The 24595-nt window shown below is 37.0% G+C and carries 23 protein-coding genes and 1 riboswitch; of the genes, 3 read left to right on the top strand and 20 right to left on the bottom strand.

Annotated elements, in window-relative coordinates; genetic code table 11:
• Positions 1-99: 99 nt before the first annotated feature.
• From ACERII_RS08945 to ACERII_RS08935, 3 genes are read right to left on the bottom strand one after another with little or no spacing between them, the layout of a single operon-like run.
• Positions 100-954: a DegV family protein gene (locus ACERII_RS08945; RefSeq protein WP_373641684.1), complete on the bottom strand. Its 855-nt coding sequence runs from the start codon at positions 952-954 to the stop codon at positions 100-102.
• Positions 955-990: 36 nt separating this feature from the next.
• Complete coding sequence (locus ACERII_RS08940) at positions 991-2670, bottom strand: DAK2 domain-containing protein (protein ID WP_373641682.1); 1680 nt, start codon at positions 2668-2670, stop codon at positions 991-993.
• A 24-nt stretch (positions 2671-2694) separates the two neighbouring features.
• Positions 2695-3060: an Asp23/Gls24 family envelope stress response protein gene (locus tag ACERII_RS08935; RefSeq protein WP_373641681.1), complete on the bottom strand. Its 366-nt coding sequence runs from the start codon at positions 3058-3060 to the stop codon at positions 2695-2697.
• Positions 3061-3316: 256 nt separating this feature from the next.
• Here ACERII_RS08935 and rpmB point away from each other — a divergent pair, with 256 nt between their 5' ends.
• The gene (gene rpmB, locus ACERII_RS08930) at positions 3317-3505 is read left to right on the top strand and encodes a 50S ribosomal protein L28 (RefSeq protein WP_373641680.1); all 189 of its coding nucleotides are present in this window, start codon (positions 3317-3319) and stop codon (positions 3503-3505) included.
• A gap of 248 nt (positions 3506-3753) precedes the next feature.
• Here the strand turns inward: rpmB and spoVM are convergent, their stop codons facing one another.
• From spoVM to ACERII_RS08850, 16 genes are all read right to left on the bottom strand, one after another.
• The gene (spoVM, locus tag ACERII_RS08925) at positions 3754-3834 is read right to left on the bottom strand and encodes a stage V sporulation protein SpoVM (RefSeq protein WP_307323171.1); all 81 of its coding nucleotides are present in this window, start codon (positions 3832-3834) and stop codon (positions 3754-3756) included.
• A gap of 162 nt (positions 3835-3996) precedes the next feature.
• On the bottom strand, positions 3997-4641 hold the full coding sequence (locus ACERII_RS08920) for a thiamine diphosphokinase (protein WP_373641678.1): 645 nt from the start codon (positions 4639-4641) through the stop codon (positions 3997-3999).
• 389 nt (positions 4642-5030) lie between these two features.
• Positions 5031-5585, bottom strand: a complete 555-nt coding sequence (gene thiT / locus ACERII_RS08915) for an energy-coupled thiamine transporter ThiT (protein WP_373641677.1) — start codon at positions 5583-5585, stop codon at positions 5031-5033.
• A gap of 93 nt (positions 5586-5678) precedes the next feature.
• A riboswitch (TPP riboswitch) is annotated at positions 5679-5783 on the bottom strand.
• A gap of 16 nt (positions 5784-5799) precedes the next feature.
• Entirely contained in the window at positions 5800-6450 is a 651-nt protein-coding gene (gene rpe, locus ACERII_RS08910) for a ribulose-phosphate 3-epimerase (RefSeq protein ID WP_373641676.1), read from the bottom strand.
• 2 nt (positions 6451-6452) lie between these two features.
• Positions 6453-7334 (bottom strand): ribosome small subunit-dependent GTPase A, encoded by an 882-nt coding sequence (rsgA, locus tag ACERII_RS08905; protein ID WP_373641674.1) that lies wholly within the window; start codon positions 7332-7334, stop codon positions 6453-6455.
• Between the two features lie 44 nt (positions 7335-7378).
• Complete coding sequence (gene pknB / locus ACERII_RS08900; RefSeq protein ID WP_373641673.1) at positions 7379-9388, bottom strand: Stk1 family PASTA domain-containing Ser/Thr kinase; 2010 nt, start codon at positions 9386-9388, stop codon at positions 7379-7381.
• Positions 9385-10143: a Stp1/IreP family PP2C-type Ser/Thr phosphatase gene (locus tag ACERII_RS08895; RefSeq protein WP_373641672.1), complete on the bottom strand. Its 759-nt coding sequence runs from the start codon at positions 10141-10143 to the stop codon at positions 9385-9387. The genes pknB and ACERII_RS08895 overlap by 4 nt, the downstream gene beginning before the upstream one ends.
• Positions 10144-10148: 5 nt before the next feature.
• Positions 10149-11231, bottom strand: coding sequence for a dual-specificity RNA methyltransferase RlmN (gene rlmN, locus ACERII_RS08890; protein ID WP_373641670.1), 1083 nt, complete (start codon positions 11229-11231; stop codon positions 10149-10151).
• Between the two features lie 275 nt (positions 11232-11506).
• Positions 11507-12868 (bottom strand): 16S rRNA (cytosine(967)-C(5))-methyltransferase RsmB, encoded by a 1362-nt coding sequence (gene rsmB / locus ACERII_RS08885; RefSeq protein WP_373641668.1) that lies wholly within the window; start codon positions 12866-12868, stop codon positions 11507-11509.
• 1 nt (position 12869) lies between these two features.
• Complete coding sequence (gene fmt, locus ACERII_RS08880) at positions 12870-13811, bottom strand: methionyl-tRNA formyltransferase (RefSeq protein WP_373641667.1); 942 nt, start codon at positions 13809-13811, stop codon at positions 12870-12872.
• 34 nt (positions 13812-13845) lie between these two features.
• On the bottom strand, positions 13846-16278 hold the full coding sequence (priA, locus tag ACERII_RS08875) for a primosomal protein N' (RefSeq protein WP_373641666.1): 2433 nt from the start codon (positions 16276-16278) through the stop codon (positions 13846-13848).
• Positions 16275-17480, bottom strand: coding sequence for a bifunctional phosphopantothenoylcysteine decarboxylase/phosphopantothenate--cysteine ligase CoaBC (gene coaBC, locus ACERII_RS08870; RefSeq protein WP_373641664.1), 1206 nt, complete (start codon positions 17478-17480; stop codon positions 16275-16277). The genes priA and coaBC overlap by 4 nt, the downstream gene beginning before the upstream one ends.
• A gap of 122 nt (positions 17481-17602) precedes the next feature.
• A complete protein-coding gene (rpoZ, locus tag ACERII_RS08865; RefSeq protein WP_373641662.1) occupies positions 17603-17809 on the bottom strand; it encodes a DNA-directed RNA polymerase subunit omega in 207 nt (68 codons plus the stop codon).
• Positions 17810-17813: 4 nt separating this feature from the next.
• Positions 17814-18425, bottom strand: coding sequence for a guanylate kinase (gene gmk, locus ACERII_RS08860; protein WP_373641661.1), 612 nt, complete (start codon positions 18423-18425; stop codon positions 17814-17816).
• Between the two features lie 160 nt (positions 18426-18585).
• Positions 18586-18849, bottom strand: coding sequence for an extracellular matrix/biofilm regulator RemA (gene remA / locus ACERII_RS08855; RefSeq protein WP_373641659.1), 264 nt, complete (start codon positions 18847-18849; stop codon positions 18586-18588).
• A gap of 46 nt (positions 18850-18895) precedes the next feature.
• Positions 18896-19777 (bottom strand): YicC/YloC family endoribonuclease, encoded by an 882-nt coding sequence (locus ACERII_RS08850; RefSeq protein ID WP_373641657.1) that lies wholly within the window; start codon positions 19775-19777, stop codon positions 18896-18898.
• 220 nt (positions 19778-19997) lie between these two features.
• On the opposite strand from ACERII_RS08850, the gene ACERII_RS08845 reads away from it, so the two are divergent.
• Together ACERII_RS08845 and ACERII_RS08840 are read left to right on the top strand one after the other, a co-directional pair.
• Positions 19998-21719 (top strand): Rqc2 family fibronectin-binding protein, encoded by a 1722-nt coding sequence (locus tag ACERII_RS08845; RefSeq protein WP_373641656.1) that lies wholly within the window; start codon positions 19998-20000, stop codon positions 21717-21719.
• A gap of 656 nt (positions 21720-22375) precedes the next feature.
• On the top strand, positions 22376-22564 hold the full coding sequence (locus ACERII_RS08840; RefSeq protein WP_373641655.1) for a hypothetical protein: 189 nt from the start codon (positions 22376-22378) through the stop codon (positions 22562-22564).
• 188 nt (positions 22565-22752) lie between these two features.
• On the opposite strand, the gene ACERII_RS08835 is transcribed toward ACERII_RS08840, so the two are convergent.
• Positions 22753-24585 (bottom strand): ABC transporter ATP-binding protein, encoded by a 1833-nt coding sequence (locus ACERII_RS08835; protein ID WP_373641654.1) that lies wholly within the window; start codon positions 24583-24585, stop codon positions 22753-22755.
• Positions 24586-24595 lie beyond the last annotated feature (10 nt).

Genomic DNA, 24595 nt, shown 5'->3' with positions numbered 1-24595 from the left:
TTTCTTAAACGGAGAAAAAACCTACCTCAAGTTTCCAAAAGGTAGGTTTTTGTCATTTTATCTAGAAACTGCTTATACACGGATAATAAAAATAATTGCTTATACCTTTGTTACAGAAATTGCAATTGTTCCTGGACCAACATGTGTACCGATTACTGGACCAATGTCAGTAATAACTTGATCTTTCACATGAAAATTATCAGTAAGTTTAGACATCATTTCTTCTGCTTCTAAAAGACACTGAGCATGAGAAATACCAATATTAACATCTTCTTTCCCATATCTTGTTTCTAACTCCTGTATAATTCGACTAACCGCTTTTTTCTGGCCCCTTACTTTTTCAAAAGGAAATACTTCTCCATCGTTGTTCAATGAAAGAATTGGCTTAATTTTTAATAAAGACCCTAATACAGCTGATGCTTTTCCTATACGACCATTCTTTTCTAAAAACTCTAATGTATCTACCATAAAAAATACAGAGGTATCCTCTAAAAGAGAGTCCAAACGTTTCATACATTCTTCTTTTGTTGCTCCAGTTTTCGCCATTCTTGCTAATTCTACGACGATAATCCCAATAGCATAAGAAGCTCTTTTTGTATCAACTACAGATACTGGTACATCGGTCCCTAATGTTTGTGATGCAATATACGCAGATTGAAACGTACCACTTAATTTTGAAGATAAATGCATGGATATAATATCACTGTCAGAATTCTCATCAAATATACTACGATATACTGTCTCAAATTGATAAGGGGTTGGTTGAGACGTAGTAGGAATTTGATTGGCAGATTGCAGTTTTTCATAAAAAGCGTCTGGAAGTAAATCAACACCATCCTCAAATGTTTCTTCACCAAAATGAACTTTCAGTGGTACAACAGTAATGTTTAATTCCTCTTGTAACGATTTCGGTATATCTGCTGTCGAATCAGTAACAATGCGTACATTTCCCATGAACACACAACCCCCTTTTATTAATTAACTTCATCATTATTCTACAGAAACAATATAAGAATATAGTGGTTGATTTCCTTGATGAATCTCTACATCAATATCTTCAAAATGTTCCTCTAGGTACTCAATTAATTCCTCTGCCTCTTTTTGAGTGCGATCTTCTCCAAAAATGATAGTAACGATTTCGCTATCCTCGTCCACCATTTTATATAGTAGATCTTTTGCTACTTCTTGTACATTTGGCAAAGTAGTGACGATATCTTTTTCAAAGATACCCATAAAGTCACCTTTTTTAATTTGTACGCCATTTAAACTGGTATCCCTAACAGCATACGTTACTTCTCCAGTTTTCACAGAAGCTAATGATTCCAACATACCTTCTTTATTAGCCTCTAAAGAGTCTGCAGGATTAAATGCTAGTAGTGCAGCTAAACCTTGAGGAACAGACTTAGAAGGAACTACAATTACTTCAGCATCAGAAACAGATGCCGCTTGTTCCGCGGCCATCACAATATTACTATTATTTGGTAATAGTATGATTTTATCTGCATTCGCTTCTTCCATAGCTTTTACAAAATCTTCCGTTGAAGGATTCATAGTCTGTCCACCAGCAATCACTTTTTTCGCACCTAAACCCTTGAACAAATTTGCTATTCCTTCCCCCATGGATACAGTGATAATAGCATATTCTGTTTTTTCATTCTTCTTTGAACTTGCTGAAGCGTTTGCAGCTTGCTCTAGTTCTAAAATACTAGAGTGTTGTTCACGCATATTCTCTATTTTAACGTTTACAAGGGATCCAAACTTTTGGGCCTCAGTGATTACATTACCTGGATACTCAGCATGGATATGTACTTTTAAAAGGTCCTCATCAGAAACAACAAGTAAAGAATCACCATACTGACTAAGTGTGTCTCTGAACGCCTCTTCAGTAAACGGGTTCTCTTTCACTTTCTCATCTTCAAATTTAATCATCACTTCTGTACAATAACCAAATTCTAAGTCTTCAATAGATAGATGAGCTTGCATAGATTGATGGTGTTCAACTTGAACGAGTTCGTTCATACTAGGTTCTTGTTGAATAAGGTCAACAATTTTTTCCCCTTTTAAGACAGCTAAAAACCCTTCATAAATAGTCAAAAGACCTTGTCCACCTGAATCTACAACACCAACCTCTTTCAATACAGGAAGAAGGTCCGGAGTTCTTTTTAATGAAGCCTTTGCTTCTTTTACAACTGCTTCCATTAATTCAACAGGGTTATCATTACTCTTAGCAAATTCTACCGCTTTTTTTGCAGAATCTTTTGCAACAGTTAAGATTGTTCCTTCAACGGGTTTCATGACAGCTTTATAAGCCATATCTACACCGTATTCAAAAGCTTTACTTAAATCTTTTGCTGTCAGTGTTTCTTTTCCTTCAACTGACTTCGAAAAACCTCGGAAAAGTTGTGATAAGATTACACCTGAATTACCTCTCGCTCCCATTAGTAAACCCTTAGCAAAGGTACCTGCTACTTTACCAACGTGATCTGTTTTTTGCCCTTTTACTTCCTTTACTCCTGAAGTAATTGTTAAATTCATATTTGTTCCTGTATCTCCATCGGGCACAGGAAATACATTTAATGCATCAATTTTTTTCGAATTATTAGATAAGTTATTTGCACCTTCAATTAACATATGTGCAAACTTTTCACCATCAATTAAGTTGATCGTCACAAAATGTTCCTCCTTACGTACGTACTATGGGTTAATAACGCGCACACCTTGTACGAAAATATTCACAGAATTCACTTTTAAACCTAACATCTTTTCAAGTTGATATTTTACTTTTGACTGAACATTATGAGCTACTTCGGAAATTTTTGTTCCATAGCTTACAATGATGTACATATCAATGTGAATTTCTTCATCTTCTAGTTCACGAATAACGACGCCTCTTCCCAAATTTTCCTTCCCTAAGAGGTCCGTGATGCCGTCCTTTAATTGCTTTTGTGATGCCATGCCTACTATCCCATAGCAGTCAATAGCTGCTCCTCCTGCAATAACAGCAACCACTTCTTTTGAAACATCAATTTTTCCATAATTCGTTTTCATTTCGATGGTCATTTTTGAATCGCCTCCTTAGGTCGTTACCTTATAGCTAAAGCCATTTTACTATAAATGATTTCAATTTAAAAGAAAAGCTCTTTTTTTCATTATGATTATTTTTTTTTTTGACTGTCAAGTAAATTCACTTGAAAGTTTATATAAAATCACTTGAAATCTTTTGAACCATATGCTAAGATTACGTAGTGTTTTTATTTGTGACCGTATAAAGAAGACAGCAACTGTTCTTCTCGTATTGTGTGAAGGAGGGAAAACAATGTCACGTAAATGTGTAATTACTGGTAAAGGACCACGTTCTGGTAACAAACGTTCACATGCTTTAAATTCAACGAAACGTCGTTGGGGCGTTAACGTTCAAAAGGTCCGCATTTTAGTAGACGGAAAACCAAAACGTGTATACGTTTCTGCTAGAGCATTAAAATCAGGGAAAGTAGAACGTGTATAATTTTATACCCTAATCATTGTACTAAAAAACGGCGCTTATGCGCCGTTTTTTTACTAGTATGCGAATGATGACAAATTTTATCCTAATAAAGGAATCCACTTCAAAAAAACATAAAGAGTAATTGAAAAGGTGGAGGAGACTGCCTCTCACCCTCCCCTCTTTACCGATTTGTTTATAACACCTGACTTTAATGTTCCTTACAGTTGACTAGATAAAATAGTACAAAGGTTTCCTAAAATTGTATATGTCTAGCCTTTTTTAAACGCGCCTAAACACGCTTTTACAAAGCCTCCGATGAACTTTGGTAGTTTGATCGTATAAAACTTCATATTTCCCCCTCCTCGAAAATGAGCTGTCCCTGCCACTAAAGGACATGTGAGTTAAAAGATAAACGTGCTTCGTTATTACCCATTATATTCATGGAGTCAAAAATAGTACCAATTTTCTTAGAAAAAACTCGGAAAAAAATACTAAACTGTTTCTTACTTGTTCTAATCTCTCGTTTGAAATAATAGTAAATTACCTGATGTAAAAGAAATAGTACCTTTATTACTCACTAGTTCATTACTAATACATAAACTAGAAGATTGTGTTATCGTTCTGTTTTCCAACGGATACCGGAAACCAGTCAGCGTCAGACCCTCAACTTGAATAGACATGGGCAAGAATGAATTGTATGGAAATTCACTTTCATGAATAGTGTATTCTCCAGGTTCTTTTACTGTGACTCGATTATAAATATCCTCAATAACTATATTTACTCCTTTTTCAAGGCCTTTTGTTAAAAACTGAATGTTAACAAGCATATGATCTAACCTTCCACCTGTTGCACCTAGAAGAATGATTTCATCTGGCTTTTTGGATATAGCCCAGTCTAACGCAAGTTCCATGTCTGTGGCGTCTTTTTCTTTTGGATAGACAGAAAGGTGCACAGTTTGACTGTGCACCCATTCACCTTCTTCTACTGTTAAAGAATCAAAATCACCAAATGCATGGAGAGGGGTTATTCCATGTTTCAATAAATGAAAGGTTCCTTTGTCGATGCCGATCCATTGTGCATCGTTATGTTTCATTTTGAGTTCACTTAATGGAGGAACATATTCAAATGGACCTGCTGCAAGTAAGATATACTTCATGGATTTCCTCTCCTTTACGGCTACTAAAAATACGCGAGTTAGCGGTAGTTAAACTTATCTTGTATTACTAACTATGTTTGTTTGTATTCCATTCGCTTCAGCCTGCTCGCTTTGCCAGGCGAGCTTCCGAGGTACCTTCGAGTGTAAACAATCTCCGGCATCTCGCCTTCGCTCTGCTTCCCACAGGACTTTGATTAAGCTTCCTGAAACCACACCGTACGCAGAAAAATGTGTTAGCATATTTCAAGGAGTCTCGCTGGCTTACGCTCATTGCATCGGAAATTTTTAGTACTAATCTAATTCATAACGTATTTTTAATCCCATGATGCAGTTGTCCACTTGCATGGATGTTTACCCTGGAATTTTCCACAATGGAGCAATCTTAAACGTTACGCATTTGGGTGTAAAATTCGTTTGTTTACGTTTGCTAATAGTAGTATTGCTCCTAAGCAGACTAAGAATGTTGGTCCTAAATAGGAGATGTTATACGTAAATGAATACCAAGCTACTGGCGTTCCTTCCGGTGCATAAATTCCAAACCATACAATTCCACTTGTAAATGCAGCAGCAAAACGAAGGACACTACCGATTAATACAGCAAGAGTAATATAAAGTGCTTGCTTCCATCTAGGCATTTCTTCTTTCACTGTTATTAGTCCTGCAAAACCAACAACGAAGAAAGCGATTGGGTAGTCAATTAATCCTTGTAACCAGTGAACAATATAAGGATCATAATTCCAGTTTAGTATTCCATAGATTAACCCTGTTAATAAGCCTGGCTTTAATCCTCTACGTAGAGCCATAACGAATATTGGCAACATCGCAAGGGATATGGATCCACCTTGTGGCCAAAATTTTAGAAGCGTTAATAAATCAAGAATAAATGCTAATGCGGCCATAATTGCTATTTCTGCCATAATTACTACCGGTCTTGTCTTTTGCATAAAAAATTCCTCCTCTTTTGATTGTAGGTTTCCCCATAATCAAAAACACCGATACATAGAAAAAGCCATTGCAGGTGCAATGGCACATAGATCTAATATAAGCATCCACATCCCTACGTAAGTACGAACTTACAGGTTCAAAGGGTCGAAGCGTATAGCTTCCTCTCAGTCTATCATAAGACTCCCCTCGTGGTATTTTCAATTAGTTTTCATTTTACAATGCCCCTCGTATAGAATCAATAGCTATTTTTCGGTTACGACTATTGTAAATAGCAGATCCTGCGACTAACACGTTTGCACCAGCTTCGACACATAGTTTCGCAGTATCTGGATTTACCCCTCCATCGATCTCTATATCAATAGATTTCCCAGTTTGAACTACAAGATCTTTTACTTCCCTAATCTTAGGTAAAACAGATGGGATAAATGCTTGTCCACCAAATCCAGGGTTAACTGTCATTAGTAGAATTAAATCTACATCTTCCACAATATGCTGAATAGAAGATACTGGAGTAGCAGGATTAATTACAACTCCTGGTTTTACCCCAGTTTCTTTAATTAGTTGAATCGTACGATGCAAATGGGTACAAGCTTCTACATGAACACTTATGATATCCGCCCCTGCTTTTGCAAATTCAGGAATATAGCTATCTGGGTTGTTAATCATTAAATGTACGTCAAGAGGTAGCTTCGTTATCGGACGAATTGCATTTACTACTAGCGGTCCTATCGTGATGTTTGGTACAAAGTGTCCATCCATCACATCTACATGAATATAGTCCGCTCCTCCATTTTCCACATCTATTATTTCTTCCCCAAGCTTTGCAAAGTCAGCTGATAATATAGATGGTGCTATTTTAATCAACACTAGTACCTCCGTTTTTGTGATTTAATTTCTTCAAAGAATTGCAAGTAATGTTCATAACGGTAAGAGGTAATTTCTCCGCTTGTTACTTTTTCTCGAACAACGCACTTCGGTTCATTCACATGCGTGCAACCTCTAAATTTACAATCGTTTATATGCTTGCGCATTTCTGGGAAAAACAAGGTTAACTCTTCAGCTTCAATCCCTTCAAAATCCAATGCACTAAATCCAGGAGTATCCGCAACATAACCACCCTCGTCAATCGGTATTAATTCCACATGACGAGTTGTATGCTTTCCTCGGCCCAAGCTTTTCGAGATAGGAGCAGTTTCAATATTTAACTCTGGCCTAAGTGCATTTAACAAGGAAGATTTCCCAACACCAGATTGTCCGGCAAATACAGATATCTTATTTTGTAGATAAGGACGCAGTTTCTCAATTGTTTCTTCCACAAAAATAGAAGTTGAAACTACCTCATATTTTAATTGCCTATAATCGTCTTCAAAAGCTTGAATTTGTTTTTGATTTTCTTCAAGTAAGTCAATCTTTGATAAACAAATAATTGGTTCAATATCATGCGCTTCAACATGAACCAGAAACCGATCAAGCAATAAAGAACTAAAGGATGGTTCTTCCGTAGAGAAAACTAATATTGCTTGATCTACATTTGATATCGGAGGGCGATTTAATTCATTTTTTCTTTCAAACACTTCTAATACATAGCCATCTGTTCTATTTTCCGCTTCAAAATGAACATTGTCTCCGACTAATGGAGTTATGTTTCGGTTTCGAAAGTTTCCTCTACCTCTACATTGAAAAATTCCATCTTCATTTTCAACATAATAAAAACCACTTAGTGCTTTTACAATTCTACCTTGAGCCATTCTTACCTCCAAGAGTTATCAACAAAACTCCTCCTTTGTATTTATTATTCATATTGTTTCAGTTCCTCGTACTCATATTCATAAGGAGAGTCTCCATACTCTTCGTTATCCAGATAGACTAAAATATATCCTCTATCTCCTGGTGCAACAGTTAATGGAATTTGGAATGTTTCCGTAGATGAAATATCACGATTCACTACCTGTCTAGGAGTACTATTAAATAAATCCATTACTTGTATTCTCAAACGATACTCAGGTGTAGTTTCTTCTTCGTTTTCCGTTTCTCCTTGTTCAATCGTAACAGTAAATGGAACATTTACTGTAATAGGTTCGTCTTCGGGTTCTTCCACTGGTTCTGGACCTATTGAAATTACAACTGTAACTGTTGTTTTCTCTCTAATCTCCGTGTTTCTTGGTGGGTCATGCGAAATTACTTTCCCCTCTTCCACTGTTTCATGATATTCTTCTACAAAGTTCAATTCCAATAAGTCATTGTCTCTTAATAGTTCCCTTACCTCATCAATCGTATAACCAAGTAGATTATCCATGTAATATGTTGGTCGCTCACTCACAATAAGACGAACAACCGTTTCAGATGGAATAACTAAATCTCCTGCATTTGGAGTTTGCTGTAAAACGGTGCCTGCTTCATAGTCCGAGGTTACCCGTTTTTCTACCTCGATTTCTTGATATCCTTCAAGTAATCGTCTTGCAAATTGTTCTGTTTCTCCAACAACATCTATCATTTCAACAGGCTCCGTGCCTTCACTTATAACTAATGTTACTAGTGTACCTACTTTTCTTGTTTCTCCAGCACGTGGTTGATGGCTAATAACCAATCCTTCCTCTACCTCATCATCGTAGCGAAGCTCATTCTCCACCTCAAAACCTAAGTCTGTTAGGGTTTCTTCCGCTTCTTCTAACTCCATTCCAATTAAGTCAGGAATAGATTTTTCATCTACATGTAACCAGCTAGGAATCAATGAAAACGCAACATACAGACCCCCACCTAAAAATAGTAAAATAGCTAACGAGAGTGTAACCCAAAACTTTGCCGTACGTTTCTTCTTTTTCGGTTGTTCCGTATTATTTGGATTAGTAGGAGAGATCGTACCTGTTGTTTGGTTATGAATCATCGTTTGTTGTTGATCATCTACATTTACATTTCCTACAATTGGTACTGCCTTCGTAGCTTCATCATCGTCTATTGGTAGTTGAATTCTCGTTTCACCGTTTCTTCTTGCATCAAAAACAGTTGCTAGGTCTTTTTCCATATCATCTGCAGTTGCGTAGCGATTTAACGGATTTTTTGTTGTTGCTTTTAACACAACATTTTCCACACTTTGTGGTATGGCTGGATCCTTATCTCGCAAAAAAGGAACAGGATTTTGAAGATGTTTTATCGCTACAGATACTGCTGTATCTCCATTAAACGGAACTTCTCCTGTTAACATTTCAAACATTACAATTCCTAAAGAATATATATCTGATTTATACGTTACATGTCCACCTCTTGCCTGTTCAGGTGACAAATAATGAACAGAGCCTAGTACGGAATTCGTATGAGTAATTGTGGCCTCACTAATGGCACGAGCTATTCCAAAGTCTGTCACTTTTGCTGTTCCATCTTTAGCAATGAGAATATTATGTGGTTTAATATCCCGGTGAATAATATGATTTTCATGTGCATGTTCAATTGCAGATGTAATTTGCTCCGTAATATGAACCGCTTCATGGACATGTAGTTTTCCTTTTTTTTGAATATAATCCTTTAGAGTGTAGCCCTCAATATATTCCATTACTATAAAATACAAATTGTCTTCTTCACCAACATCGTAAATATTTACGACATTTGGATGTGATAAGCTTGTGGCTGCCTGTGCCTCTCGTCGGAACCGCTTAATAAATTCCTCATCTTCTGAAAATTGGGGTTTAAGAACTTTTACAGCAACTTGACGGTCCAATATGATATCACGAGCTAAGTAAACGTTCGCCATTCCTCCGCCACCAATTGGCTTTATGATTTCATATCTATCGTTTATACGTTTTTTCATTCGTCTGTCACATCCTTGTGTTCTTCATGGTGACAGACAATCACTACGGTAACATTATCTTCGCCACCGCGATCATTGGCTAGTTCAATCATCTGCTTGCCTATTTCTTCAATGGATTTTTTCGACGAAAGCAGTTCATTAATTTCATCGTCATTCAATTTATCAGTTAACCCATCAGAACATAATAATAAACTTGACCCTTCATCCCAATGAATTGTAGAAGTATCTACTTTAATAGACTGTTCAGTACCTAACGCACGAAGGATTACATTTTTTCGAGGATGAAACATTGCTTCGTCTTTTGTGATTTGTCTTGAACGAACAAGCTCCCCTACTAATGTATGATCATTCGTTAGTTGTCGCATTTCTTCTGGTGTTTTCAAATAAATACGAGAATCGCCAACGTGAGCAATAGAAACAAACTGATCATTACAAATAGCAACGACGACAGTTGTTCCCATCCCTTCACATTCGGGATTGTCTGAAGCATGCTGAAACAATTGTTTATTTACTTCATAAATTGTATCTTCTAACCATTGCTCTGCTTCTTTCGCAGTGAAGGAACTATCTCTGTCATTCCATTTCGAAAGAAGTATTTCTTTCGTCATTCGACTTGCAACATCACCAGCTCGGTGGCCTCCCATACCATCTGCAACGAAAGCGATAATTTGTCCATGCTTGTCCTGTAAAAAAGCTCCATCATCTTCATTTTGAGGACGTATAAGCCCTACATCGGTAAGAAATACTGCATCCATTTCCGTTATCCCCTCGTTTCTTCTTTACGCTCCTTTGCCCGAAGTTGACCACAAGCTGCATCTATATCATGGCCTTGTTCTCTTCGGATCGTAACGTTGATACCTCGATTTTTTAATGTTCGTTCAAAAGCAAAAATTTGCTCCTTCGGTGTTCGAACATAGTTCCTCTCCAAAACATCATTTACCGGAATTAAATTAACATGACATTTTACATCTTTAATTAAGTCTGCTAATAACTCAGCATCTTCTATCGAATCATTTACTCCACCAAACAATCCATATTCAAAAGTAATTCTTCGACCTGTTTTTTCAATATAATATTTAATAGAGTCCATTAGTTTTTCTAATGGATATGCACGATTAATCGGCATTAATTTAGAGCGTGTTTCTGTATTTGCCGCATGTAAAGAAATAGCAAAATTTATTTGTAGTTGTTCATCTGCAAATTGATAAATCTTAGGAACAACCCCACTTGTGGATACAGTGATATGTCTCGCTCCAATATTTAACCCATTATCATGATTAATTGTTTTTAAGAAACGTAATAACTCCTCATAATTATCAAATGGTTCTCCAATACCCATGATAACAACAGAATCCACCCGTTCTTCTTTTTCATCTAAAAACTGCTGAGCTTTTAATACTTGTGCGACAATCTCTCCTGCTTCTAAATTACGTTTTAATCCACCGAGTGTTGATGCACAAAACGTACAACCTAGACGACAGCCTACTTGAGTAGTAACACAAACACTATTCCCATAATTATGTCGCATGACTACCGTTTCGATAGAATAACCATCTTGTAATTCAAATAAAAACTTAATAGTTCCATCTTTTGACACTTGTTCTGTTACTGTTTTTAAAGTTGTTAATGAATATTCATTCGCCAACAAAGAACGAAAATCCTTTGACAAATTTGTCATTTCATCAAAAGACGTAACTCGTTTAATATAAAGCCAATCATATAGTTGTTTTGCTCGAAATGCTGGTTCTTTTTTTTCTTTTAACCAAGAAGCTAATTCGTCAAAGGTTAATGAATATAGTGAAGGTTTTTTTTCTAAATCATTTTTCTTTATATCAGATAACATGTAATAACCACCTTTATTTGAGTTTTTGATAAAGTACCTACCTGAAAATACGACTACCATCACTATATTGTAATACTAACTTTGTTGGTTGGTATTCATTCGTTTCAGCCCATTCGCTTTCCTAGTCTCGCATCTGCATCCCACAGGAGTCTCATGGGCTTCCACTCATTCAATAAGTTCTAATCTACTTCACTGTGTATTTTCATCCGTCATGGTGCAAATTTCAATTGCATGGAGGTCTACCTATCTCTTAACACTCTAACTTTATCTCAACTCTAATCTTCTTTATATATTTTCATAACAGAAGAAATAAAAAATCCGTCTGTTGCATTTTCACCAGGAAATAATTGTATCATGCCTGTTTCTTTATTTTCGCTACCATAGAATTTCGCAGGTATACGATCCAATAATGCTTCATCTAACTTTGCATCATGATTATCATTGACAAATGAGGATATTACATCATTATTCTCTTCTTGATCAATAGTACAAGTACTATATACAAGTCTACCACCAGGCTTTAATAGTGGCCAAACAGATTGTAATATTTCCCTTTGAATCGTTGATAAACGATGAATATCTTCTGGTTTTTTCGACCATTTTAAATCAGGTTTGCGTTGGATAACCCCTAAACCGGAACATGGTGCATCCACTAAAATTTTATCAAAACTCTCCTGAGAGAAATGTTCTGATGTACGTCTTGCATCCAATGCTTGTGCATGCACATTGGTTAGCCCCAATCTTTTTACTTGTTCCTCAATTAACCCTACTTTATGTTTATGAATATCAAGTGATACGATTTCACCTGTATTTTCCATTTTTTCAGCAAGATGTGTTGACTTCCCACCTGGTGCAGCACAGGCATCAAGAATTCTTTCGTTTTTATTTGGTGCCATAGCATAAGCAACTAACATAGAACCTTCGTCTTGAATAGAAAGCCACCCGTTCTTGAATGGTTGAGTAGCACTAAGAGAACCTTTTGTAATAACGATGCTTTCTGGAATGTGCTCACTTTGTCTTGCTTCTAGACCCTCTTCTCCTAATGCCTCTATCACTTCTGGAACAGATGCCTTTAGTCTATTTACCCTTGCTGTATGAACTGGATAAAGAAGATTTCCTTCCGCAATTCTTAACGCTGTTTCATGACCATATTGTTTTTCCCAACGAGCCAGTAGCCATTCAGGATGACTTGTTTTCACAGCCATCTTCTTAATGGGATCTTCAATAGAATCTGAGCTTGGAAGCTCACTACGTAAAATAGAGCGAAGAATTCCATTCACCATCCCTGATATACCTTTATGGCCACGTATTTTTGCAATTTGTACCGCTTCATGAACTGCTGCACGCTCAGGAATTCTATCTAAATATACTATTTGGTATAGAGTGAGACGTAATAAAATATGTACCCATTTCTCCAATTTTTCCAATGGTCTTTTTGAAAAGGGGGTTAAATAAAAGTCCAATGTTTTTTGACGTTGTATTGTTCCATACACAATCTCTGTTAATAATGGTACATCTTTTTTTGATAGATTTGACCGTTTGATTGTTTCATTTAACAGTAGATGACTATATGCTTGTTGTTGTTCTATTTTTAATAATACATCTAACGCTGATTCTCTTACATTTCCTTGTTTCATTTCATTCTCCTAATTTCATTCCAGAGGTCCAGTCTTTTCCTGCTCCATGAAAAAATGTTTTCATATCCAATCGTTTTTTTCCTGAAGGTTGTATTTCAAGTAACTTTAATACAGTACCTTCTCCACAAGCTATATAAACATTATCGTCGTTTATCTTAATGACTGTTCCTGGGTTTTCATTTGTCTTTTCTTCTATTATCTCTGTAGCCCAAATTTTCATTCGCTGACCTTCCATCGTTGTATATGCTACAGGCCATGGTGCTAAACCTCTAACTTGATTAAATATGTCAATCGAAGTTTTATCCCAGTGAATTAATTCTTGTTCTTTCGAAATATTTGGCGCATAGGTTACTCCATCTTCATCTTGTTCTTCTGCTACGATAGAGCCTTCTATTAACTCAGGTAATGTCTCTAATAATAGCTCAGAACCAAGCTCGCTTAATTTATTGTGCATCGTACCTGTTGTATCACTGTTTTCAATCGGGATAGCTTTTTGTGATAAAATAGCTCCTGCATCCAGCTTTTCTACCATGTACATAATCGTTATTCCCGTTTCCTTTTCTCCATCAATAATTGCTTGATGAATTGGTGCGCCTCCACGGTATTTAGGAAGAAGAGACGCATGTACGTTAATACAACCTAAAGGAGGAACATCCAATAATCCTTTTGGGAGGATCTGTCCAAATGCAGCGGTGATAATGATATCTGGATTGATCTCCTCTACCTTTCTCCATTCCTCTTCGTTCTTTATTTTCTCTGGCTGGAAAACAGGGATTCCGTTTTTTTCAGCAGCCACCTTAACAGGAGGTGGAGTTAACTGCTGTTTTCTCCCCTTAGGACGATCTGGTTGAGTCACTACTAGTTGAACGTCATAATTCTCTTCCACAAGTCTCTCTAGAATTGGAACTGCAAAATCAGGCGTACCCATGAATACTACTTTCATAAAAAATACCTCTCTTTCATAACACTCGTAAGTATTACATCATCATATAAGGATTTGTATCAATCATAATAGACAAGTCTGTTTTTGCCATTTCATTTTGATATGTTTTCATCACTTCTTGTAAAACCTCTGTTAAGTTGGGTTCAACTTTGTATTTTATCATGCATTGGTATCGATATCTATCTTTGATCCTTGGTATAGCAGAAGCTACAGGTCCATAAACAACTGTATTGGGAGATAATTTCCCTTTTATAAAATGACATATTTTTTCTGTCACAGTGACTACCTTTGTAAGATCCGTATCGCTCACATGGATAAGTGCTAAATAAAAATATGGAGGATATCCTGCCTGCTTACGAAGCAGCATCTCTTTTTGAAAAAAGGAAACGAAATCATGTTCCTTTACATCAAGGATACTGTAATGGTCTGGCGTATATGTTTGAACAATTACTTCTCCTTCTTTGTCATGTCTTCCCGCTCTTCCACTAACTTGGGTTAACAACTGAAAAGATCGTTCTGCTGATCGAAAATCAGGAATGTGAAGCATGGCATCAGCTGCTAAAATTCCCACTAAAGTAATATTAGGAAAATCAAGACCTTTTGCTATCATTTGTGTTCCTAACAAAACATCTCCTTCCCCACGTCCGAACTTCGATAAAAGCTCTTCATGGGAGCCCTTCTTCCGTGTTGTATCCACATCCATTCGTATGATGCGAATTTCTGCAAAAATCTTCTTTAGTTCTTCTTCCACCTTTTGCGTTCCTGAACCAAAAAATCGGATAGAATCCCCTTCACAGCTAGGACATCTAGAAGGGATCGTTTCTGTATGACCACAATAATGACATTGTAATGATTGGTTCGTTCGATGATAGGTTAACGAAATATCACAATGAGGGCATTCCGCTACATAACCACAGTCTCGACAAAGGATAAAGGTGGAATACCCCCTTCGGTTTAAAAATAAGACAATTTGTTCTTTTCTTTCTAACCTTAGTTTCATTGCCTCAATTAACGATTCGGAAAACATAGAACGATTTCCTTTTCGAAGCTCTTCCCGCATATCCATAATGGTCACTTCTGGAAGTTTCACATTATTTACACGATGTTCCATCGTAATTAACTCATATACACCTTTTTTCCCTCTTGCATAACTTTCTAAAGAAGGGGTAGCACTTCCGAGTATAACTGGGCATTGATAATACTCTCCCCGTTGTATTGCCACATCCCTCGCATGGTATCTTGGTGCTTCTTCTTGTTTATAACTCGTTTCATGTTCTTCATCGATAATAATCATCCCGATATTTTCAAAAGGAGCAAATATAGCAGATCTCGCTCCAACCGCCACCTTTACTTTTTTATCTCGGATTCTTCTCCATTCATCATACTTCTCCCCCGTGGACAAAGCACTGTGAAGTACAGCTACTTCCGAACCGAATCTCTCCTTAAAGCGAGTCACCATTTGTGGAGTTAACGATATTTCAGGAACGAGCATGATCGCTTCTTTCCCCTTGGAAAGTACCTTATCAATTGCTTGCAAGTAAACTTCTGTTTTTCCACTTCCAGTAACACCCCGTAACAGAAATGTTCTATGCTCCACTGTTTCGATGGAGTGCAGGATTGGCTTTATAGCCTTTTCTTGTTCGGGCATCAATGGTAACGGATTTGTTTTCTGGAACTCTCTCCCAGCATAGGGATCCCTTCTTATTTCCATTTCTTCTTGATGCAAGATCCCTTTGTCAACAAGGGAAGTAATAGAGTTTCTTGAGACATTTATTTTTTCTGAAAGTTCTACGATCGGTATTTCTTCTTTATGATGAATAAAATAGTCAAGAACATCGCGTTGTTTTTTAGCATTTGCTTGGAGGTGTGACCGAAAATCGATCATACCTTCCTCTGAAACTAGTGGTTTTACAACCGTAAGAAGTTTTTTCGTCTCTCTCGTTCCTACTACAGGTTTAATTAGCAACTCTTTTGTCTTTAGAGCATGAAGAATATCTTTTTTCTCCTCTTCAGAAACTCTTTTTAATAGCTCTTCCCAATCTTGTGCACTATCCTCATCTGGGAACCACTTATTTATTGTAGAAGGTAGTAAACCTCCAAGGTCCTTCTCCCGATTCACAACTAGTTTCTTTTTATACTTTGCTCGCATTGCAGCAGGAAGCATCACTTTTAGCACAGCAATGTGAAAAGACAATGTATTTTCCTTTAACCAAGAAGACAGAGAGAGTAATTCCTTTGTAAGAGGGGCTTCCATATCAATGAATTCCTCCACATACTTTAACTTTTTCGTCGAGTACTCACTATCTTTTGTCACTTCAATAACAAAACCCTGTACCTTCCTTGGTCCAAATGGCACTACAACTCTCATACCAGGGGTCACAAGCTCTTGAAAATCCATTGGCACAAGATAATCAAATAGACGGTCTGTTTGATTGGACGCTACGTCTACAATCACTTTTGCAATCATTGTTGCCTCTCCATGTGTATATTCATCGTTGCATCTAAAATAGATTTGGCTGCTTCCACTTTCTGAGTCATTGGAATATGTATTACATCGCCAGTCTTTTTATATAAAACTAGTTCATTTGTATCCCCTTGAAAACCAGATCCCGGTTCCGTGATAGAATTGGCACAAATCATATCTACTCTTTTTTTCTCTAATTTCCCCTTAGCATACATTTCAATGTTCTCTGATTCTGCCGCAAATCCTACTAGTGTTTGATGGGTACGTTTCTCTCCCATTGTTTTTAGTATATCTGCGGTTCTTTCCATTTCAATAGTCCATTCTCCCTCTCTCTTTTTCATCTTCTGATCATATGTTTGTTTCGGACGATAGTCTGCAACTGCTGCTGCTTTAATTACAATATCTGCATCACCAAAGTTCTCCATCACCGCTTCGTACATATCATTTGCTGACTCTACTGAAACAAATTCCACCTGATTTGGAGGTTGTAAATTGGTAGGACCAGAAATGAGCGTTACATCTGCTCCTCTAGTTGCTGCTTCTTCCGCAATGGCATACCCCATTTTTCCAGATGAACGATTTGTAAAGAAACGAACAGGATCTATATTTTCTCTCGTAGGTCCAGCTGTGACTATTATTTTTTTCCCTTGCCACACTGCATTAGTTTGTTTGTAAAAAAAATGTTGAATTTTTAGCAATAAATCCTCTGGTTCAGCCATTCTTCCTTTCCCCTCATACCCACATGCTAGATACCCTTCATTCGGTTCTACAAAAGAATATCCATATGAACGAAGTGTTTCCATATTTTTTTGTACAGCTGGGTGTTCATACATATGTACATTCATTGCAGGTGCTATGAATACAGGAGCGGTTGTTTTTAGTAATACAGTTGAAACCATATCATCAGCAATTCCATTAGCAACCTTTCCGATAATATTTGCTGTTGCTGGTGCCACCATTACGATATCAGCCCAATCTGCAACATCAATATGAGATATCTTCGTTGGATCTGCTTCTTCAAATGTATTGGTATAGACTCTATCTCGAGACAAAGCTTGAAATGTTAAAGGTGTTACGAATTCAGTTGCTGACTTTGTCATTGCTACTTTCACATTAAATCCATTTTGAACTAATTTACTTGTTAATGCAGCAGCTTTAAATACTGCGATTCCCCCAGTTACACAAAGCAATACATTCTTTTTCATGAACAATCTCCTCCGGGCAATTAAACTCTAAATACTCTAGTTACACGATACCGAAAAATACGTCGAAAGACAATGATGAACAATCTCCTCAAAGAAAAAAAACAACCTAAGAAAAAGGTTGTTTACTGTTCACGTCTGTTAAATGTGATTTTTTCCGCTTCAATTTCTTCTAAAGCCATTCCTACATAGTTTACAGACTTCGATTTTGCTGTTTTTTCATAAAGGTCTGGCTTTTCCCGCAATTGTCTCGCACGATGTGCAGAAACAGTAACAAGTGTGTACTTGGAATTAATCTTTGTCATTAATGAATCGATGGATGGATTTAACATCCTATCACTCCTCTACTAATTCTTTATAAAGATGAATAAGTCGCTCTTTTCTACAGTTTTCCGCTGTAACGATGGATTTAATTCTTTCCACTGCAAGCTCCACTTCATCATTTTCTACTACATAATCATATTTGTCCATTAATTCAATTTCATCTTTTGCAACCGTCATACGGCTATCAATAAGATCCTGGGACTCTGTTCCCCTACCTTCTATTCGATTACGTAGCTCTTTTAAACTTGGAGGCATCAGAAAAATAAAGACTCCTTCAGGGAACGTTTTCTTCACTTGGAGTGCACCTTGAACCTCAATCTCCAGTATAACATCTTGCCCTGCGGCAATTGTCTGTTCCACATATTGCCTTGGCGTACCGTAATAATTATCGACATATTTAGCCCATTCTAAAAGCTCATCATTTTCAATCATGTATTCAAACTCTTCTTTTGACTTAAAAAAATAGTTTATACCATCCACTTCTCCAGCACGAGGATTTCTCGTTGTTGCAGAAACAGAGTATTGAATATGCGTATCATGTTTTCTAAGTGCACCACAAACAGTTCCTTTTCCAACTCCAGATGGACCGGATAGAACAATTAGTAATCCTTTTTCTCTTCTCATAAAAAACCTCCAGCAATCATAGTACCATTAATCTCTTCTTCAAGTTTTATCATACTTTTAGTCTATTGTTCAAGGAACTTTGTAAAAAAAAGTAATAATCGAATGACGAGGGTGTGTAAATAGGTTCCAATCTCCCTTCTACACACCCCCTAAAAATTCTCTATTCTTCTGATACTTCATCACGGTTATTGAATACTCGTTGTGCCACTGTTTCTGGCTGAACAGCTGATAAAATCACATGGTCACTATCTGCAATAATTACAGCTCGAGTTCTTCTCCCGTACGTTGCGTCAATTAGCATATTTCTCTCTCTTGCTTCCGTAATGATCCTTTTTATTGGAGCTGATTCTGGGCTAACGATGGAAATAATTCGATTTGCTGAAACGATATTTCCAAAACCAATATTTATTAGTCGGATGTCCATGTTCATTCCCCTAACTTTATCTTAAATTGTGAAGCTATTATCAAATTTATTCTACATTTTGTACTTGTTCACGAATTTTTTCTAATTCAGACTTCATATCAACAACGAGTTGGCTAATAAATACATCGTTCGCTTTCGAACCAATCGTATTAATTTCTCGATTTAACTCCTGAACGAGAAAATCAAGTTTTCTACCAACAACCTCATTTTGATTTAAAATATGTACAAATTGTTTTAAATGACTTTCAATCCTTATTAACTCTTCTTGAATGTCCGATTTATCCGCATAGATGGCAACTTCTGTGACGATTCGTGCCTCATCTACATCCAATTGACCTCCTAGAAACTCTTGAACTCGTTTTGTTAGTTTCTCACGGTAATTGTTTTGTACAGTTGGACTATATTGCTTTAATTCAGCTGCACCCTGGCTCATTTTTTCTATTCTTACCTGGAAATCTTCATATAGCATTTGCCCTTCTTTTTCACGCATTTGCCGCAACTGCTGCACGGCCTCTTCTGTCGCCTTCACAACCATACTTCGGAGTTCTTCCGTCACTTCATCCGATTCCTGAACATCTACAACCTCTTCATGCAAAAGCAAACGGTCAATCGGTAAAGCTTGATCAGATTCAAATGTTGTTGCCATTTTTTCAAAGGTTTGTTGATATTGATTTAACAAATCCCAATCAACCGATAATGTACGATTAACAATACCTTCTCCTTGCAAATTAATAAAAACATCTACTTTTCCTCTTTTAATATAACGAGAGATTACTTTTTTTAATTGATCTTCAAAAAAGAAAAATTGACGCGGCATCCTTATATTGATTTCGCAAAATCGGTGATTTACGGCCTTCATCTCTACTGTGACGTGACGGTCGCCACTTTCCTTTGAAGATCGACCATATCCTGTCATACTTATTATCATTTCTATCACATCCACATTTATATTCTAAACAATTTTACTCTTTACAACAAGAGAAATAAATTAGATTTCACTGTTTTATTATTTTACTAATATTCTAACATTCTTCCCTTCTATAAACTTCTAATTCATTCGTCGTTATTTTCTACAGTAGTCATTAACCTTTCTAGGCAGTACTACCTCTGATATAATAGGAAGGTATGAAGAAACGGAGGAATCCCATATGTCTTTTGACGGAATTGTAACAAGAGCAGTTACACATGACTTACAACAAAAACTTCCTACAGGAAGAATTGTAAAAATACATCAACCTTTTAAAACAGATTTAGTTATAACAGTGCGTGCTCGGGGGAAAAATCACACATTATTTTTATCAGCAAATCCATCCTTTGCTAGGTTTCACTTAACGAATGAAAAATTTGATAATCCACAAGAACCACCCATGTTCTGTATGCTCCTACGCAAACATTTAGAAGGAAGCTTTGTTGAAAAAGTGGAACAACATGGGCTTGAACGTATTGTAACCTTCTCTATTGTTGGAAAAAATGAACTTGGAGACGTTTCGAAAAAGACGTTAATTATCGAGCTGATGGGAAGACACAGCAATATATTATTTGTTAATAACGATGATAACAAAATTATAGATAGCATTAAGCACATACCGCCATCACTGTCTAGTTATCGCACAGTGCTCCCCGGTCATGAATATAAGGAACCTCCTTATTTAGATAAATTGAATCCATTAGAAGTTTCCTTGGAGGAGGTAACAAGAAAGCTTTATTTTAATCAAGGAAAACTAGATAAGCAACTATTGAATACGTTTAGTGGTTTATCCCCACAGATCATTCAAGAAATGATGAAGCGCGCAAAACTCGTGAATCAAGAAACACTACCTTTAGCCTTTATGGAAACGCTAGAACCTGTGAAAAATCATGACTATACCCCTCAAATTATTGGAGAATCCGAATCATTTTCTGTTATAAATTTAACCCATAAGAAGGGAACAGTTCAAACATTTTCCACTGTCCATGAAATGCTAGACCGCTATTTTCACGGAAAAGCTGATAGAGATAGAGTAAAGCAACAGGCAAATGATTTAGAGAAGTTTTTGCGAAATGAATTAAATAAAAACAAAAAGAAAATAAAGAAACTAGAAATAACGTTAAAAGATGCAGACAAAGCGCAAAAACAACAACGATTTGGTGAGTTATTAACCGCACATATGCATCTTATTAAAAGTGGAGATAATGAAATCGAGGTAGTAGATTATTATGACCCAGAGCAAAAAGCAGTTACTATTCCTTTAGAACCGAGAAAATCTCCCGCCGAAAACGCTCAACTTTATTTTAAACGGTACCATAAATTAAAAAACTCCGTTGCAGTGGTTCAAGAGCAAATCGTGAAAACAGAGGAAGAGATTGTATATTTAGAACAAGTCATTCAGCAAGTAGAAACTGCATCACCAAGAGATATTGAAGAAATTCGGGAGGAACTATCGGAAGAAGGTTACATAAAAAAGCGGGTGCAGAAAAAGCAAAAGAAAAAAGTAGACAAACCTGTATTGGATCATTATGTATCTGCTGAAGGCCTTGATATTTATGTAGGAAAAAATAACAAACAAAATGAATATTTAACAAACCGCTTTGCGCGTCAATCGGATACGTGGCTCCATACGAAAGATATTCCTGGTTCCCATGTCGTCATTCGTGGAGATCAGTTTAGTAATGAAACATTACTAGAAGCAGCAAATTTAGCTGCATACTTTAGTAAGAGTCGACAATCAAGCCAAGTACCTGTCGATTACACACTTGTACGTCATGTAAAAAAACCAAGTGGTGCAAAGCCGGGATACGTCATTTATGAACAACAAAATACATTGTATGTTACACCAAATGAAAATCTAGTTCTAGAGTTGCGGAATCGAAAAGGCACAGTGAAGAAATAGGTAGCTACTTTTCTAGTTAAAACGATCTATAGTTAGTTGGCTGGTATAAGGTAGGAAAATCAAAGTTGGGGAACTATGAAGGGCCTATGGTTACCGAAACTGCTATGAAGGCTGGAGTTCGGTCACTTTGAACGCTCTATGGTGACCGAAATAGCAATGAAAACTGGAGTTCGGTCACTTTGAACGCCTCTTGGTGACCGAAACTGCTATGAAAACTGGAGTTCGGTCACTTTGAACCCCTCATGGTGACCGAAACAGCTATGAAAGCTGGAGTTCGGTCACTTTGAACGCTCTATGGTGACCGAAACAGCTATGAAAGCTGGAGTTCGGTCACTTTGAACGCTTTATGGTGACCGAAACTGCTATGAAAACTGGAGTTCGGTCACTTTGAACCCCTCATGGTGACCGAAACTGCTATGAAAGCTGGAGTTCGGTCACTTTGAACCCCTCATGGTGACCGAAACTGCTATGAAAACTGGAGTTCGGTCACTTTGAACGCTCTATGGTGACCGAAACTGCTATGAAAACTGGAGTTCGGTCACTTTGAAACCTCTACTCTATGGCGACCGAAACTGCTATGAAAGCTGGAGTTCGGTCACTTAGTAATAATATTTGTTTACTATTAACTGATACACGTATTTTCTGAGTAGATATCCATGCAAGTGAACATTCTCACCATGACGGATGAAAATACGTTATTAGATGTTTTAGAAACATCAACTTCATATGAAAGAGCGAATGCCCACGGAACTCCAGTGGGAAGTAGAGTAGAGGCGAGACACCGCAGAGCGGAGACAGGATGTCGACATGACGCCGTTGCCCACAGGACGTGGGCACGTACTTAGGCAGAATTCCTCGAGGAGGCTTGCCAACTAGGGAGTGGGCAGTAGCGAATGGAATACAAACAACAAAGTTAGTATTCCATATTAGTCTGATACACGTATTTTCGAGGGTAGACTAAATAAAAGAACGCACAAATTTTCCAATTAAGGAAAATTCCGTGCGTTCTTTTTGTCAAACTAATTTGTAACTCTTACCCCGCATCCAACACTTTAAACTGTGCCTTCACAAGGGAGTAATACTCACCTTTTTCCTTCATTAACTCATCGTGATTTCCTTGCTCTAATATGTTTCCATGCTCTAACACGATAATGTTATCCGCCTCACGAATAGTGGATAAACGGTGAGCAATCATGATCGCGGTACGTCCATGTAATAAACGTTTTAATGCAGCTTGGATGACTTGCTCTGTTTCTGTATCGATAGAAGCAGTTGCTTCATCTAAGATTAGGATTTGTGGGTCTGCTAACAGTGCTCTCGCGAATGATAATAGCTGTCTTTCACCGACAGAAAGGACATTCCCTCGCTCTTCCACTTCTGTTTCATACCCATTTTTCAATTGCTGAATAAATTTATGTGCTCCTACAGTTTTAGCTGCCTCTATTACCTGTTCATCTGAAGCACTAGGATTACCGAAGCGGATATTCTCCATAATCGTACCAGAGAAAATAAACGTTTCTTGTAGTACAATACTTACTTTTTCTCGTAAACTATCAAGAGTTATGTCACGTAAATCATGTCCGTCAATGGTTACCCTTCCCTTCGTTGGATCATAAAATCTAGTAATTAAATTAACAATCGTTGTTTTACCACTACCAGTATGACCAACTAAAGCAACCGTTTGACCTGCGTGCATTGTCAAATCAATGCCTTTTAATGCTTTTCTTTCTTCATCGTAAGCAAATTCTACATTTTCAAATCGAATTTCACCTTTAATGTTTTTCAGCTTTTTCGCTTTCGTTTTTTCTGGTACGGATGGTCTTTCATCTAAAAACTCAAAAATACGTTCGGATGAAGCCATACCTACTAATAACTGGTTATATACTTGCCCTAAACGGGAAATTGGCTCCCAAAACATGCCAATATATAATGCAAAGGAGAAAAACTGACCAGGAGTTAATGGTGTTGTTTGAATAAGGAATACACCATAAGATAGAAGAACAGCCGTTCCAATAGCACCACTCATTTCCACGAAAGGACGAAACATTGCGTTCTTTTGTGTTGCATTTCTCCAAGATTCAAAGTTTTCATAATTCATTTTATTAAAGAATCCGATGTTCTCTTTTTCTTGTGTATAGGATTGAGTAACACGAATCCCTTGAATACTCTCGTTTAAGTGAGAGTTAATCATGGACTGTTTAATACGAACGTCCTGCCATGATCGTCGAATATTTCGACGTAACTTTGTTGAGATAAAAAACATGATTGGTAGAACCACCATAATGGCTAAGGTAAGTTCTGGACTAATCATGAATAGGATGAAGATAATTCCGAAAAGCATGATAATATCCATTAAAAGGTTAATTACCCCATTGGTAAATAAATCTTGTAACGAGTTAACGTCATTTGTAATCCGAACAAGAATGGAGCCAGCAGATCGTTGATCAAAGAAACGATGTGACAGTCTCTGAATATGATCAAATAATGCTTTTCGTAAATCAAATATAATATGCTGACCTACTTTATTCATATAGAAGATTCTAATAACATTACCGATCCAGGATATCACATACATTCCAGTAAGAATTGCTACCATTAACCATAAAAAGTTAATATCTCGAACTTCAATTAAGTTGTCTAATGCATAACTACCAATTAACACAGGCGCTAATAGGCGAACCGCCGTTGACAAGATCATACCTAAAATAGCTAATGGCAATAGATTTTTTGAATAAGGTTTCATATATCCAAAGAGTCGTAGCATTTGCTTCCAGTTAAACGGTTTTTCGATTGCTTGATCCGTGGAGTAATGGAAACGCTTCAGTGTACGATCCTCTGATTTCTTTTCTTGATTTTCTTGTGACAAGCTGCTCACC

The organism is Evansella sp. AB-rgal1 (genome assembly GCF_041820985.1).
Taxonomy (GTDB): Bacteria; Bacillota; Bacilli; order Bacillales; family Salisediminibacteriaceae; genus Evansella.
The sequence above is the reverse complement of the archived record's forward strand: the minus strand, read 5'-3'. Positions and strand labels throughout refer to the sequence as shown.

Coding starts and splice junctions, on each gene's coding strand:
- pknB (WP_373641673.1), bottom strand. CDS start 9,388: ATGAAAAAACGTATAAACGATAGATATGAAATCATAAAGCCAATTGGT.
- ACERII_RS08920 (WP_373641678.1), bottom strand. CDS start 4,641: ATGAAGTATATCTTACTTGCAGCAGGTCCATTTGAATATGTTCCTCCA.
- ACERII_RS08840 (WP_373641655.1), top strand. CDS start 22,376: ATGCAAGTGAACATTCTCACCATGACGGATGAAAATACGTTATTAGAT.
- fmt (WP_373641667.1), bottom strand. CDS start 13,811: ATGAAAGTAGTATTCATGGGTACGCCTGATTTTGCAGTTCCAATTCTA.
- remA (WP_373641659.1), bottom strand. CDS start 18,849: ATGGACATCCGACTAATAAATATTGGTTTTGGAAATATCGTTTCAGCA.
- ACERII_RS08845 (WP_373641656.1), top strand. CDS start 19,998: ATGTCTTTTGACGGAATTGTAACAAGAGCAGTTACACATGACTTACAA.
- gmk (WP_373641661.1), bottom strand. CDS start 18,425: ATGAGAAGAGAAAAAGGATTACTAATTGTTCTATCCGGTCCATCTGGA.
- rlmN (WP_373641670.1), bottom strand. CDS start 11,231: ATGTTATCTGATATAAAGAAAAATGATTTAGAAAAAAAACCTTCACTA.
- coaBC (WP_373641664.1), bottom strand. CDS start 17,480: ATGAAAAAGAATGTATTGCTTTGTGTAACTGGGGGAATCGCAGTATTT.
- rpoZ (WP_373641662.1), bottom strand. CDS start 17,809: ATGTTAAATCCATCCATCGATTCATTAATGACAAAGATTAATTCCAAG.
- ACERII_RS08935 (WP_373641681.1), bottom strand. CDS start 3,060: ATGACCATCGAAATGAAAACGAATTATGGAAAAATTGATGTTTCAAAA.
- spoVM (WP_307323171.1), bottom strand. CDS start 3,834: ATGAAGTTTTATACGATCAAACTACCAAAGTTCATCGGAGGCTTTGTA.
- rsgA (WP_373641674.1), bottom strand. CDS start 7,334: ATGGCTCAAGGTAGAATTGTAAAAGCACTAAGTGGTTTTTATTATGTT.
- priA (WP_373641666.1), bottom strand. CDS start 16,278: ATGATTGCAAAAGTGATTGTAGACGTAGCGTCCAATCAAACAGACCGT.
- ACERII_RS08895 (WP_373641672.1), bottom strand. CDS start 10,143: ATGGATGCAGTATTTCTTACCGATGTAGGGCTTATACGTCCTCAAAAT.
- rpmB (WP_373641680.1), top strand. CDS start 3,317: ATGTCACGTAAATGTGTAATTACTGGTAAAGGACCACGTTCTGGTAAC.
- thiT (WP_373641677.1), bottom strand. CDS start 5,585: ATGCAAAAGACAAGACCGGTAGTAATTATGGCAGAAATAGCAATTATG.
- ACERII_RS08945 (WP_373641684.1), bottom strand. CDS start 954: ATGGGAAATGTACGCATTGTTACTGATTCGACAGCAGATATACCGAAA.
- rsmB (WP_373641668.1), bottom strand. CDS start 12,868: ATGAAACAAGGAAATGTAAGAGAATCAGCGTTAGATGTATTATTAAAA.
- ACERII_RS08850 (WP_373641657.1), bottom strand. CDS start 19,777: ATGATAATAAGTATGACAGGATATGGTCGATCTTCAAAGGAAAGTGGC.